We start from the raw sequence: 13,639 nt of genomic DNA, 5'->3' as shown, positions 1-13,639 counted from the left end.
GCGCGTTTCGGGATGGAAGGGGCATCGCTTCGCCGGAACCGGCTTACCAGCCGCGAATGCGCGGCCACTCGGCCGTCACCGCGCCGCCGGGGCCGGAGACGACGTGGTAGCGCTCATGCTGCGAGCCGGTGGCACAGGCGTGGTTCGGCAGGATGCGGACCTTGGCGCCGACCGGCAGATCGGGCAGCGGTGCCGAGGAGCCGGCGCGGATGGCGAGCGTACCGTGCTCCTGGCTGGCATAGGCGACGATGAGGTCGGGATAGAGCCGCCCATCGAGGTCGCAGACGAGGCCGTAGCCCTGGTCGACGCGCTGGGCCGACGTGCCGCGATCCCGTGACAGGGCCATCCAGCCGGCGTCGATCATGATCCAGCCCTTTTCGGGCTTGGCCCCGATGACGGTGGAGAGGACCGAGAGGGCCAGGTCGTCGGTCGAGCAGACGCCGACCCCGTGCATCACGAGGTCGAAGAACATGTAGACGCCGGCCCGCATCTCGGTGACGCCATCCAGCGCCGTGGCGAAATGGGCGGTCGGCGTCGAGCCGACGCTGACGGTCGGGCATTCATGGCCGGCGGCGCGCAGACGGGTCGCGGCGTCCACGGCGACCGCCCGCTCGTTCTCGGCCGCCGCTTCGAGGGCATCCGGCGTGTGGAGGGCGTAGGATTCGCCGGCATGGGTCAGGACGCCCGCGAGCGAAACGCCGTTGTCCTTCAGCGCCGCCGCGACCGCGAGGAGCTTCGGATCAGGGGGCAGGAGCCCGCCGCGATGGCCGTCGCAGTCGATCTCGATGAAGGCCGAGGGCGTCACGCCCGCCGCACGGCCGGCCTCCCCCAGGATCGCGGCCTGTTCCACCGTGTCGAGCAGGACCTTGATGTCCACGCCGGCCTTGCGCAGCTCCATCGCATGCGCGGCCGTGTGCGGGGCGATGCCGACCGCGTAGGTCATGTCGCGAAAGCCGTGACCGGCGAAATAGCGGGCTTCCGCCAGCGTCGAGACGGTGATCGGGCCCGGCCCCTCGGGAAAGGCGCGCCGGGCGACATCGATGGATTTCGCCGTCTTCATATGCGGGCGCAGCGTGACGCCGAGCCCTTTCATCCGCGTCGAAAGCCGGCCCAGATTGCGGTCCAGCCGGACTGTGTCGAGGACGAGCGCGGGCGTGGCGAGTGTGGCGAGGGTCTTAGCGGCGGCCTGGGTCACGGGCGCATCTCTCAAAGGAAGGATTGGTTGGCGAGGGCGAAGAGGCGCGCGGGTCCGGCAGGCTCGTTTTCGCCAAGGACCATGGTCAGCGCGTCGCTCACCTCCGGCAGGCCGATCTCGTCGAGCCAGAGGCTGAGCCCCGTATCAGCCGGGGGGTCGATCCGCACGAAGCGGCCTTCGAGGCGCGAGAGCGCCGCCTCGATCAGGGCGCGCGCCTCGGCCGGGTCCTGCGCGACGACCGGGCCGACGACATGCCCGCGACCGAAGAGGCGGGAGATCGCGTAGCCGGTCGGCCGGCCGTCGGTGAAGGAGACGAAGGTTTCGCCGGCATCGACGAGGCGCCGCAACATCGCCGTCCGTTCACGGCCCGTGGCCGCCCGGTCGAGCGCCGCGACGGTTTCGAAATCCTCCGGTCGCATCGCCCGTACAAGGTCTTCCGGCGGTGCTTGGTGGCGGCCCGGCAGGACGCCCTGGCGCTGCTCGATCTTGCCGATCGGCCGGAACCCGCGCCGCTCGTAGAGACCCCGGCCCTCGGGCGTGGCGTTGAGGAGGATCGAACGTCCCTTGGCCGCCTCCAGCAGCTTGTCGAAGAGAAGAGCGCCGAAGCCGCGCCCCTGTTCGGCACCCGTCACGATGATCATGCCGACCGAGGCGTGGGTCTCGCCATAGGGGAACCAGACGGCCGAGCCGATCACCGCCCCGTCGCGCTCCAGGATGTAGCCCTGCCCGACCGTCAGGGCGAAGGCCCAGTCCTCCAGGCGGAAGGGCCAGCGCAGGTCGAGCGAGAGCTTGTGCGCGCCCGCGAGATGCTTCTCGGTGAAGGGCACGAGCGAGACCTCGCCGGCCTCGGGCCGCGCGTGCGTGCGGGTTGCAGCTTCCATGATGAATCGGATCTTTCGAGCGGGTTGCGTGGTGGCGGCCTCGGCCGCGAAGGCGGAAGAGGGCGCGGGGTCAGCCGGCGGCTTGGCTCGCCAGCCCGTAGACGCCGGGGCGGCCGGGCGTCACCGCCGGCAGACCGCAGCCCCGCGCCATGGTGCGCACCGTGTCGTAGAGCGGAATGCCGGAGGCCTCGAGAAAGGCACGCAGTTCGCCCTCCGGCTGGCGCGTGTCGAGGCGCACGAAGCGGCCTTCCATGCCTTCCAAGAGCGCGGCGACCAGCGTCACGGCGTCCGCCTCGCTCTCGGCGATGACCGGGCCGATCACTTGGTCCCGGCCGAAGGCGCGGCGCATGGCGAAGCCGCGGAGGCGCCCGCCCCGCCGGATGCCGCGCATGTCGATGTCCGAAGCCTCCGCCAGGAGAGCGAGGAGGCGCGGGCGCGGGGCGCCGAAAGCCTCGGCATCCAGCGCCATGGCGTCCGACAGGTCGGCGGGGTCCATCCGCTCGACCTCGCCCCTTGGCAGGGCGGGCCGTTCGGCGGCGACCGTCCCCTGGCACTGATAGACGACGGCCTGCGGCACGAAGCCGAGGCCGAGATAGAGCTGGACGGCGGCGCGGGTGGAATTCAGGACGAGCCGGCGCGCGCCGCATTCGTCGAGGATGCGGTCCATCATCCAGCGTCCGCCGCCATGGGTCTGGACGCGCAGCGAGGTGATGACCATGCCGATCGACGCGAGGCCGTCGCCGTGCGGGAACCACATGCCCGTGCTGAAGACACGGTCGATCTCGTCCAGCGCCGCATAGCCCTGGCCGAGGGCGCGCAGCATGTCCCAATCGCTCGCCCGGTGCGGCCAGCCGACCCCGATCGACAGGGCATGCAGCTTCTGCACCTCGACGGACGCGATATCCTGCGTCGCAAGCTCGAAGGACTTCAGCCGGATGGTCTGGGGCCTCGTCACCGTTGCGTCTCCTGCGATCGATCCCGGCCCCGGCGCGCCCTGCGCCGGCCCCGGAAACGCTGGAAGCGGCGCCGGCCCTTGGGCCCACCGCTGCCCATAGCCTGCGCGGAGAGGCGCCGAAGTTTCCACGGAAGATCGGCCCGATTTCGAAATCTTCGACCGAAACCGGCCGACATGCGGCAGGAACGCCGCGCCACTTTGGCTAGGCTCACGGCACTTTCCACGCGAGCGGCACATCATGGTCGAGGACATTCTGGCACGGCTCGTCGGCTTCCCCTCCGCGGTCGGCCGGCCCAATGCCGAGATCGTGGGCTGGATCGCCGACTATTGCCGCTCGCAGGGCGCGACGGTCGAGATCCTGCCCGGCCCCGAGGGCGACCGCGCCAATCTCTTCGCGACGATCGGCCCCGCCGACGTGCCGGGATATGTCCTCTCCGGTCATACCGACGTCGTCCCGGCCGCCGAGGCGGGCTGGACCTCCGATCCCTTCCTGCTGCGGGCCGAGGGCGAGCGGCTCTACGGGCGCGGCACCACCGACATGAAGGGCTTCCTCGCCTGCGCCCTCGCGGCCCTGCCGCAGCTTGCCGGCGCAAAGCTCGAACGCCCCCTGCATCTCGCCTTCTCCTATGACGAGGAAGCGGGCTGTCGCGGCGTGCCGCACATGATCGAGAGGCTCCCCGCGCTCTGCGCCAAGCCGCTCGGCGTGATCGTCGGCGAGCCGAGCGGGCTGCGCCCGATCCTCGCCCACAAGGGCAAGGCCGCCGCGCGGCTGGAGGTGATCGGCCGTTCGGGCCATTCCTCGCGGCCGGACCAGGGCCTCAGCGCCATCCATGCGATGGTGGGCGTCCTTGGGCAGGCCGTGGCGCAGGGGCGCTCGCTGGAGGCCGGGCCCTTCGACGCCCGCTTCGAGCCGCCTTTTTCGACGCTCCAGATCGGCATCGTCTCGGGCGGGCAGGCCCTCAACGTCATCCCCGAGCGCTGCACCGCCGATATCGAGGTGCGGGCCATCGCCGGCGCGAGCCCGCGCGCGCTCTTGGAGCCGGTCCGGGAGCGGCTGGCGGCGCTGGAGGCCGAGGGCTTCCGCACCGGCTGGCAGGAGCTTTCGGCCTATCCGGCCCTCGCGCTCGCGGGCGACAGCGCGCTCGCCGCGCTGCTCAGCGAACTCACCGGCCAGACGCCGCTGGAGGCGGTCAGCTACGGCACCGAGGCCGGCCTGTTTCAGGAGGCCGGATTCGAGGCGATCATCTGCGGCCCCGGCGACATCGCGCGGGCGCACCGGCCCGATGAATTCATCACGCATGCCGAACTCGCCGAGTGTCTGGCGATGATCCACGCCCTCGGCCGGCGCCTCGGCGCCTGAACAGCTCCCTATCGTCCCAAAGCAGGAACCACCGACATGACCCGTCTCGTGCGCATCGACACCGATCCGACCTTCGCGCCGAAGCCCGGCGCGCCGTTGCCCGAGCGGCTGATCTCGGGCTCGCCGACCTTCAAGACCTGGGCGCAGGACGATACGCGCGGCGGGATGATCAAGACCGGCGTCTGGGAAGCGACGCCCGGCGAGACCCATTCGATCAAGGGCACGACCTTCGAGTTCTGCCACATCCTCTCCGGCCTCTGCGAGATCGAGGAGACGGGCGGCGAGACCAAGACCTTCCGCGCCGGCGACAGCTTCGTCATGAAGCCGGGCTTCGTCGGCATCTGGCGCACGATCGAGACGGTGCGCAAAATCTACGTCTGCGTCTACGAGTGAGGGCGGGCCGCCGATCCCGTTCGCGAGGACTGCCATGAAGACCCATAGAATAGCGTTGATCCCCGGCGACGGCATCGGCTCGGCCGTGATCGACGCGGCCTGGAGCGTCTTGGAGCGCGCCTCCTCCCGGCGCGACTTCGCGCTGGCGGCCAAGCGTTTTCCCTGGTCCTGCGCCTTTTATCGCGAAACCGGCGCGATGATGCCGGCGGACGGCATCGAGACGCTGCGCGGCTTCGACGCGATCTTCCTCGGCGCGGTCGGCTGGCCGGCCCAGGTGCCGGATTCCGTCTCGCTGCACGGGCTGCTGCTGCCGATCCGCAAGGCCTTCACGCAATATGCCAACATCCGGCCGCACCGCCTTTTGCCGGGCGTCGAGGGGCCTCTCCGGGCGGAGGGCTTCGACATCCTCTGCATCCGCGAGAACACCGAAGGCGAATATTCCGGGGCGGGCGGACGCATCCATGTCGGAACGCCCGACGAGGTGGCGGTCGAGACCGCGATCTTCACCCGCACCGGCGTCGAGCGCATCCTGCGCTTCGGCTTCGAACAGGCGCGCGCGAGGGCCGGCAAGCTCGCCTCGGTGACGAAGTCCAACGCTCAGAAACACACGATGGTGTTCTGGGACGAGATGACGAAGCTCGTCGCGGCCGACTATCCCGATGTCGAGGTGACGACCTACCATATCGACGCGATGGCGGCGCGCATGGTCATGGCGCCGGAGACGCTCGACGTCGTCGTCGCCTCGAATCTCTTCGGCGACATTCTCACCGACCTCGGCGCCGCGATCCAGGGCGGGCTCGGCTTCGCGGCCTCCGCCAATATCAATCCGGACCGTAGCGCGCCTTCGATGTTCGAGCCGGTCCACGGCTCGGCGCCCGACATCGCGCATCTCGGGATCGCCAATCCGATCGCCACGATCTGGTCGGGCGCGATGATGCTGGAGCATCTCGGCGAGCGCGAGGCTGCCGCCGACGTGATGCGCGCGGTCGAGGCGTCGACGGCCAACGGCGTCGGAACGCGGCCCGGTCGCGACCGGACCGACGCGATCACCAAGGCCGTTCTCGACGCGCTCGGTTGATCCGGCGCTCACGTCGGCCAAGAAAAAAGGCGGCCCGTTCGGGCCGCCTTTTTCGTCTTCCGGCCTTGCCGCTCAGAGACCGAAAACGCCCGGCAGCTCTGAGATGTCCCTGATCTCGGTATAGCCGTAATAGGGGTTCGCCGGCTCGTGGCCTCGGTTCACCCAGACCTTCTGCTTGATGCCGAGATCGTGCGCCGTCATCAGGTCGTAGCGGAACGACGAGGAGACGTGGCAGATATCCTCCGGGCCGCAGTTCAACTGATCAAGCATATATTCGAAGCCCTTCATGCGGGGCTTGTAGGACCGCGCCTGCTCGGCGGTGAAGACGGCGTGGAAGGGCGCGCCGAGCTTCTCGACATTGTGCGGGATCTGGGCGTCCATGGCGTTGGACAGGATCACCAGCGGAATCTCCTTGGCGACCTTGGCGAGCCCCGCCGGCACGTCGGGATGCGGCCCCCAGCTCTGCACGCGCTCGGAGATGGCGTGCGCGTCCTCCGGCCGGAACGCCACACCGTTGCGCTTGCAGGTGCGCTCAAGGGCATTGTGGACCACCTCGGCATAGGGCTTCCAGTCGCCGAGCACCTCGTCGAGGCGATAGGCCGAGAAGTTCCGGATGAACTCCCGCATGCGCTCTTCGCTAAGCTCCGCGCCGTAGATGTCGCGGGCGGCCTCCGCCATCTGGAAGTTGATCAGCGTGCCGTAGCAGTCGAAAGTGATGTATTTGGGCTGGAGCCGGCTCATGGGGCGCGATCCTCGGGACATCTCTGTGACACCGCGTGTCGACGGAGAGCATCATAGGGAGGAGACGGCGCCTGGATCGACCGTATTTCCCCTGGCGGCAAGCAGATTGTTGCGTATCGTGCCGGGTGCGCGGCACGCCGTTGGCCGCGAGGCGCCCAAACCCCGAAGCTCAAGCGGACGGGCGTGCGGGTCTCGCGGTCGGGCCGCGGCGCGCGCGTCGCCGACGCCACGGGCCACCAGATGGTGGACGGCTTCGCCCGCCTCTGGTGCGTCAATGCCGGCTATGGGCAGGACTCGATCGTCGAGGCCGCCACCCGGCCGATGCACGACCTGCCCTGTGCCACCGGCTCTTTCGGCCTCGGCTCGGAGGCGGCGATCCGCCTCGCCGCCGAACCGGCCGAGCGCATGCCGGGCGATCTCGACCATGTCCGATCTCGGCCATGTCTCTGTCACGCGCGGCGGCTCGGACGCGGTGGACACGACGATCCGCTTCATCCGCTCCGACAACCACGCGCGCCGGCGGCCGAGCCGTCTCGCCGCGTCTTCGACCGGGCCTGGAACACCGGCCTCGTCATCCCTGCCTTCGGCAAGGGCGTGCTCGGCGAGGCCCCACCGCTCTGCTGCACCGACGAGGACATCGGCCGCATCGTCGAGGCACCGCGTCGGACGCCGGACCAGACGCGATCCGACCCGGTCCTGCGAGGGGCGATGACGGAGTGCCGAGGGCTTAGGCACCGCCGCGATCTGCCCAGATTTTGTTCATGCGGCATATTCGAAATTTTGTGCCGCCGCCGCACCCCGATTCAACGCCATCGGCAGTCGCGAAAGGCCAAACTCGGTTCATCGAATTCAGGCGGACCGGCCGGCAGACAGGCAGGAAGCGCCACCCCGCAGGGCGATCGAGGTGGCGAGGGACCGCCGTCCTCGGCGTCTCGCCCCGCGAAGACGCAATGGCACGCGCCTTCCGGCGCGGCACCGATGCAGGCGGGCGGCCGGTGCCGGCCCTCTGCCACCCCAATCGGACGACACGACATCACCGACAGGAGAATCCCCATGCGAGACCGGATTGCCAACTGGACTGCCTCCGACGACGCCATGATCGAGAAGGCCATCCGGCGAGGCGCCGACCGGCGCGAACTCCTGAACATGATGCTGCTCGGCGGCGTCGCGCTCAGCGCCGGCGGCCTCATTCTCGGCCGGGCGGGCGCCGCGCTCGCCGCCACCCCGACCAAGGGCGGCCACCTCAAGATCGCCGGCTTCCACTCCTCCACCGCCGACACGCTCGACCCCGCCAAGGCGTCGAACTCCACCGACTATTCGCGCATCTGCGCCCTTTACAACCGCCTCACCTTCATCGACGGCGCCGGCCGGACGACGATGGAACTGGCCGAAAGCATCGAGAGCAAGGACGCCAAGGTCTGGACCGTCAAGCTGCGCAAGGGCGTGAGCTTCCACGACGGCAAGAGCCTGACGGCCAACGACGTCGTCTTCACGCTCAAGCGCCATCTCGACCCGGCTGTCGGCTCCAAGGTCAACGTGCTCGCCAAGCAGATGGCGGACGTGAAGGCGGTGGATGACCTCACCGCCGAGATCACGCTCGTCGCGCCGAATGCCGACCTGCCGACGATCCTGGCGCTGCACCATTTCATGATCGTTGCCGACGGCACGACCAACTTCTCCAAGGGCAACGGCACCGGCGCCTTCATTCTCAACGAGTTCCAGCCGGGCGTGAAGTCCATCATGTCGCGCAACGACAACTACTGGAAGGGCACCGGCCCCTTCGTGGACTCCTTGGAGTTCTTCGCCATTTCGGACGAGTCGGCCCGCCTCAACGCCGTCCTGTCGGGCGACATCCATGTCGGCGCGAACCTCAACCCGCGCTCGCTGCGCACCATCGAGAACAACCCGGCGATCGCCGCCTTCGTCAGCAAGCTCGGCAGCTACACCAACCTCAACCTCCGGCTCGATATGGCGCCGGGCGACAAGGCGGGGGTCGTCGAGGGCTTCAAGTATCTCGTCAACCGCGAGGCCATCCAGAAGTCCGTCCTGCGCGGCCTCGCCGACATCGCCAACGACCAGCCGATCCCCTCCACCAGCCCCTATTTCAACGCCGAGCTGAAACAGCGCGAGTTCGATCCCGAGCGGGCGAAGTCGCTGTTCGAGAAGGCGGGCATCCTCGGCCAGGAAATCCGCGTCGTAGCCTCGGAAGCGGCCAGCAGCTCGCTCGACTACGCGGCCGTCATCCAACAGGCGGCCGGCAAGATCGGCCTCAAGCTCACGATCGACCGCGTGCCCTCCGACGGCTACTGGTCGACCCACTGGCTGAAGGATGCGGTCGGCTTCGGCGACATCAACGCGCGCCCGACGCCGGACATCATGTTCTCGCTCTTCTACAAGTCCGACGCCGGCTGGAACGAGAGCCGCTTCAAGTCGCCGAAATTCGACGCGATGCTGCTCGAGGCCCGCGGCTTGCTCGATCAGGCCAAACGCAAGGCGATCTACGGCGACATGCAGGCGATGGTCGCCAGCGAGGCGGGCACGATCATCCCGGTGTTCAACTCCAATCTCGACGGCGTCTCGCCGAAGCTCAAGGGCCTCGTCGCCAATCCGCTCGGCGGCATGATGGGCTACACGCTCGCCGAATACGCCTGGCTCGAAGCCTGAGACAGGGCTCGCGGGGCCTCGGGCGGATGCATGCCGCCCGCCCGAGAACCCTTTCCTCCACGCCGGAGCGCAGGTGTCGTCATGAACGGTCTCATCCTTCGCATGCTCGCGGGACGCGTGGCGGTCGCACTGATCACCCTCCTGATCGCCGCGATCGTCATCTTCTTCGCGACGGCCCTCCTGCCGGGCGACGTCGCCGAAATCCTGCTCGGCCAGGCGGCGACCCCGGAGGCGGTGGCGGGCCTCCGCACAGCCATGCATCTCGACCAGCCGGCCGCCCTGCGCTTCCTCCTCTGGCTTGGGCATCTCGCGATCGGCGATCTCGGCACGTCCTACGTCAATGGCACGCCGATCTCCGAGCTGATCGGCGGACGGCTCATGAACTCCCTGAAGCTCGCCGGCATCGCGGCCGCCGTCTCGGTGCCGGTCGCCCTCTCGCTCGGCATCGGGGCGGCGATCCTGCGCGGCACCGTTTACGACCGCTTGATCTCGACCGCCACCATTGCGGTGATCTCCGTTCCCGAATTCATGGTGGCGACGACGGCCGTGATCGTCTTCGCCGTCTATCTCGGCTGGCTGCCCGCCCTGTCGATGACCAGGGACGTGAGCACGCTGTCCGGTCTTCTCAAGGCCTTCGCCATGCCGGTTATCACGCTGAGCTTCGTCATCTCGGCGCAGATGATCCGCATGACACGCGCCGCCGTGATCGAGACGCTGAACGCGCCCTATGTCGAGATGGCGCTGCTGAAAGGCGCCTCGCGCTGGCGGATGGTGCTGCACCACGCCTTGCCCAACGCCCTGGGGCCGATCGTCAACGCGGTCGCCCTGTCGCTGTCCTACCTCCTCGGCGGCGTCCTCGTCGTCGAGACGATCTTCAACTATCCCGGCATCGCCAAGCTGATGCTGGACGCCGTGTCGACACGCGACCTGCCGCTGATCCAGAGCTGCGCCATGATCTTCTGCGCCGGCTACCTTGTCCTGATCACGCTCGCCGACCTCATCGCCATCCTGTCCAATCCGAGGCTGCGCCAATCATGAGCCTGTCCCTCACGCAGACCCGGAAGGCACGCGGCATGAGACTCGGCTATCGCATCAACCTCATGGGCGCCCTCACCTTCCTGGTGATCCTCGCCTGGGCGCTCGTCGCCATCTTCGCGCCGCTGATCGCGCCCCATCCGGTCGGCGAGATCGTCGACTTCGACTATTTCGGCCCGGTCTCCGCGCAATATCCGCTCGGCACCGACTATCTCGGCCGCGACGTCCTCTCGCGTATCATCTTCGGCGCGCGCTACACGGTCGGCATCTCGCTGGCGGCCGTATCGATCGCCTGCTTCTGCGGCGTCACGCTCGGCATGACGGCGGCGGTCCTCGGCGGCGTCTTCGACAGCGCGCTCAGCCGCTTCCTCGACGCGCTGACCTCCATTCCCAGCAAGATCATGGCGCTCGTTCTGGTGGCGGCGGTCGGCAATTCCATCCCGATCCTCGTCGTGACGCTGGCCGTCATCTACATCCCCGGCAGCTACCGCTTCGCCCGTTCCATGGCCGTCAACGTCAACGCCATGGACTATACCACCGTGGCGCGGGCGCGCGGCGAGCGGCTCGGCTATCTCATCCGCTCCGAGATCCTGCCCGGCATCATCGGGCCGGTGCTCGCCGATTTCGGCCTGCGCTTCGTCTTCATCGTGCTCCTCCTGTCGAGCCTGTCCTTTCTCGGGCTCGGCGTGCAGCCGCCGGACGCCGATTGGGGCGCGCTGGTGAAGGAGAATATCGGTGGCCTGTCGTTCGCCGCGCCCGCCGTGATCTTTCCTTCGCTGGCGATCGCGGGCCTGACGATCAGCGTCAATCTCCTGATCGATAATCTGCCCAAGAAGATCCGCGACCGGAGCGACGAAGCATGACCCCGCTGGTGGAAGTTCGGGACCTGACCATCGAGGCGTGCACCGATTCCGGCCGCCGGGTCGAGATCATCCGGGGCGTCTCCTTCGACATCGCGCCAGGCGAGATCGTCGCGCTGATCGGCGAGAGCGGCTCGGGCAAGACGACGATCGCCCTCAACCTCATGGGCTATACGCGGCCGGGCTGCCGCGTGACGGGCGGCAGCGTCCAGGTCGCCGGCCACGACATGATCGCCCTGCCCGAGCGCCGCCGGGCCGCCATCCGCGGCTCGGAGGTCTCCTACGTGCCGCAGAGCGCGGCGGCTGCCTTCAACCCCGCGCACCGCATCATGGACCAAGTGGTCGAGGTCGCCCGCATCCACCGCACGATGCCGGTCGCGCAAGCGCGCGAAAAGGCGCTTGCCCTCTTCCGGGCGCTTGCCCTGCCAAACCCCGAGACGATCGGCGAGCGCTATCCGCATCAGGTCTCCGGCGGCCAGCTCCAGCGCCTTTCCGCCACCATGGCGCTGATCGGCGATCCGAAGCTCGTGATCTTCGACGAGCCGACCACCGCGCTCGACGTGACCACGCAGGTCGAGGTGCTCCGGGCCTTCAAAGCGGTGATGCGCGAGCGGAAGGTGTCGGGCGTCTATGTCAGCCACGACCTCGCAGTCGTCGCGCAGATCGCCGACCGGATCATCGTGCTCCGCAACGGCGTGGTGCAGGAAGACGCGCCGACGCCGGACATCCTCGAGCGTCCGCAGCACCCCTATACGCGCCAGCTCCTGGCGGCCTTCCGCCCGAGCACCGCCCCGCGCGTGGCGGCCGAGGCCGAGCCTACCTCGCCGGAGCCGCTCCTCGTCGTGCGCGACATCGTCGCCGGCTATGGCGGACTCGACAAGACCGGTGTGCCGCGCCTCCGTGTTCTCGACAAGGTCTCGATCGACCTCGCGCCGGGGCGCAATCTCGGCATCGTCGGCGAATCCGGCTGTGGGAAATCGACGCTGGCCCGCGTCATCGCCGGCATCATGCCCGCCGCGCGCGGCGAAATCCGCTTCGAGGGCCGCGCCCTCGCGCCCGATCTGCGCGGCCGCAGCCGCGAGGAACTGCGCGCCATCCAGATCGTCTTCCAATGCGCCGACACCGCGCTGAACCCCGCGAAATCGATCGAGGAAATCCTCGGCCGGCCGCTCACCTTTTATCACGGCATGGGCGGTCGCGAGCGCGACGCCCGGATCAGCGAGCTTCTGGAGATCGTGCGCCTGCCCCGCGCCCTGCGCCATCGCCGGCCGGGCGAGCTGTCCGGCGGGCAGAAGCAGCGCGTCAACCTGGCGCGCGCGCTCGCGGCCAATGCCAAGCTGATCCTCTGCGACGAGATCACCTCGGCGCTCGACACGGTGGTCGCGGCGGCGATCATCGATCTCCTGAAGGAGTTGCAGCGCGAACTGTCGCTCTCCTACCTCTTCATCAGCCACGATCTCGAAACAGTCCGGGCCATCTGCGACGAGGTGGTGGTGATGTACAAGGGCGAGAAGATCGAGCAGCTCCGCCCCGAGATCCACGGCGGCGAGCCCCGCCACGCCTATACTAAGCTCCTCTTCTCCTCCGTGCCGCAGCTTCGCACCGGCTGGCTCGACGGGCTGGAGCAGGACCCTGAACTCCTCAAGGCCTTCGCGCAGCGATAGGCCCGAGCCGCATTATTGCGGCTGAACGAAGTTCTCGAACATCGTGTCGAGCGGCAGATGGGTCCGCACGATCGGCGACTTCAGGACGACGTAGCTGAAATATTTGTCGATCCCGACATCGAGATCGACCAACCGCTCCATGATCGCCTCATATTCGACGATGCCGGCCGTCACGAATTTCAGGAGATAGTCGTAGCCGCCCGAGACGAGGTGACATTCGAGGAGACCGTCGATCTTATCGACCGTCGCGAGGAAGCGGGCAAAATCGATCTGCCGATGGTTCTTCAGCGTGACTTCGGTGAAGACGGTCAGCGTTTGGCCGAGCTTCGAGACATCGATCTGCGCGCAGTAATTGGTGATGTAGCCTTCACTCTGGAGCTTCTTGACCCGCATCAGGCAGGGGCTGGGCGACAGGTTGACGAGATCGGCCAGTTCGACATTGGTGATGCGGCCGTTCTTCTGCAGTTCCAAGAGGATCTTCAGGTCGATACGGTCGAGCTTCATGGGCGTCTGCGCCGTCGTTCCTTGGCCGAAGGGAGTATCGTCCCTTTCGCCCCGATCCACAATCGAACGACCCAGCCCTCGCCCGGCAGGATCGTCCGCCGAAACCATCCATGGAAGCTGGATATGCTGCGCAGAGCCCGCCGCCCGCCAGCGCGGCGACCGGCCATCGAGCGGAACCGCGCCGTCTTCGAGGGTGCGAACCCGGCACCGGACCGTTCCGTCACACCACATCCCGGGACCATACGCCTAACCCGGCGACGGATGCCGAAACACGGCGGCACTCTTATTCTTGTAAATCAGGGCCTGATA

General features: G+C 68.2%; 12 protein-coding genes and 1 pseudogene. 8 read left to right on the top strand and 5 right to left on the bottom strand.

What is annotated here, in order from left to right; translation table 11 throughout:
* Window positions 1–43 precede the first annotated feature (43 nt).
* The 3 genes from ACE101_RS02610 to ACE101_RS02600 form a co-directional block, all read right to left on the bottom strand.
* Window positions 44–1,195 (bottom strand): DSD1 family PLP-dependent enzyme, encoded by a 1,152-nt coding sequence (locus ACE101_RS02610; RefSeq protein ID WP_379125981.1) that lies wholly within the window; start codon window positions 1,193–1,195, stop codon window positions 44–46.
* Window positions 1,196–1,206: 11 nt separating this feature from the next.
* Window positions 1,207–2,076, bottom strand: coding sequence for a GNAT family N-acetyltransferase (locus ACE101_RS02605; protein ID WP_379125980.1), 870 nt, complete (start codon window positions 2,074–2,076; stop codon window positions 1,207–1,209).
* A 70-nt stretch (window positions 2,077–2,146) separates the two neighbouring features.
* Window positions 2,147–3,031: a GNAT family N-acetyltransferase gene (locus ACE101_RS02600; RefSeq protein WP_379125979.1), complete on the bottom strand. Its 885-nt coding sequence runs from the start codon at window positions 3,029–3,031 to the stop codon at window positions 2,147–2,149.
* Between the two features lie 235 nt (window positions 3,032–3,266).
* Here ACE101_RS02600 and argE point away from each other — a divergent pair, with 235 nt between their 5' ends.
* From argE to ACE101_RS02585, 3 genes are read left to right on the top strand one after another with little or no spacing between them, the layout of a single operon-like run.
* On the top strand, window positions 3,267–4,391 hold the full coding sequence (gene argE, locus ACE101_RS02595) for an acetylornithine deacetylase (RefSeq protein ID WP_379138438.1): 1,125 nt from the start codon (window positions 3,267–3,269) through the stop codon (window positions 4,389–4,391).
* A 36-nt stretch (window positions 4,392–4,427) separates the two neighbouring features.
* The gene (locus ACE101_RS02590) at window positions 4,428–4,784 is read left to right on the top strand and encodes a cupin domain-containing protein (protein ID WP_379125978.1); all 357 of its coding nucleotides are present in this window, start codon (window positions 4,428–4,430) and stop codon (window positions 4,782–4,784) included.
* 34 nt (window positions 4,785–4,818) lie between these two features.
* A complete protein-coding gene (locus tag ACE101_RS02585; RefSeq protein WP_379125977.1) occupies window positions 4,819–5,862 on the top strand; it encodes a tartrate dehydrogenase in 1,044 nt (347 codons plus the stop codon).
* Between the two features lie 72 nt (window positions 5,863–5,934).
* On the opposite strand, the gene ACE101_RS02580 is transcribed toward ACE101_RS02585, so the two are convergent.
* On the bottom strand, window positions 5,935–6,603 hold the full coding sequence (locus ACE101_RS02580) for a haloacid dehalogenase type II (protein WP_379125976.1): 669 nt from the start codon (window positions 6,601–6,603) through the stop codon (window positions 5,935–5,937).
* Window positions 6,604–6,774: 171 nt separating this feature from the next.
* Here ACE101_RS02580 and ACE101_RS02575 point away from each other — a divergent pair.
* The 5 genes and pseudogenes from ACE101_RS02575 to ACE101_RS02555 form a co-directional block, all read left to right on the top strand.
* Window positions 6,775–7,183 (top strand): annotated as a pseudogene (locus ACE101_RS02575) (aminotransferase class III-fold pyridoxal phosphate-dependent enzyme); the annotation flags it as partial.
* Window positions 7,184–7,656: 473 nt separating this feature from the next.
* Window positions 7,657–9,267, top strand: coding sequence for an ABC transporter substrate-binding protein (locus ACE101_RS02570; protein ID WP_379138435.1), 1,611 nt, complete (start codon window positions 7,657–7,659; stop codon window positions 9,265–9,267).
* Between the two features lie 81 nt (window positions 9,268–9,348).
* A complete protein-coding gene (locus ACE101_RS02565) occupies window positions 9,349–10,305 on the top strand; it encodes an ABC transporter permease (RefSeq protein WP_379125975.1) in 957 nt (318 codons plus the stop codon).
* Window positions 10,302–11,165, top strand: coding sequence for an ABC transporter permease (locus ACE101_RS02560; protein WP_379125974.1), 864 nt, complete (start codon window positions 10,302–10,304; stop codon window positions 11,163–11,165). The genes ACE101_RS02565 and ACE101_RS02560 overlap by 4 nt, the downstream gene beginning before the upstream one ends.
* Complete coding sequence (locus tag ACE101_RS02555; protein ID WP_379125973.1) at window positions 11,162–12,826, top strand: ABC transporter ATP-binding protein; 1,665 nt, start codon at window positions 11,162–11,164, stop codon at window positions 12,824–12,826. Before ACE101_RS02560 ends, ACE101_RS02555 begins: the two co-directional genes overlap by 4 nt.
* Window positions 12,827–12,838: 12 nt before the next feature.
* Here the strand turns inward: ACE101_RS02555 and ACE101_RS02550 are convergent, their stop codons facing one another.
* Window positions 12,839–13,330, bottom strand: a complete 492-nt coding sequence (locus ACE101_RS02550) for an Lrp/AsnC family transcriptional regulator (RefSeq protein WP_379138432.1) — start codon at window positions 13,328–13,330, stop codon at window positions 12,839–12,841.
* Window positions 13,331–13,639: the final 309 nt, after the last annotated feature.

It is taken from the genome of Methylobacterium carpenticola (assembly GCF_042748905.1).
In the GTDB taxonomy this organism is placed as follows: domain Bacteria; phylum Pseudomonadota; class Alphaproteobacteria; order Rhizobiales; family Beijerinckiaceae; genus Methylobacterium; species Methylobacterium carpenticola.
The sequence above is the reverse complement of the archived record's forward strand: the minus strand, read 5'-3'. Positions and strand labels throughout refer to the sequence as shown.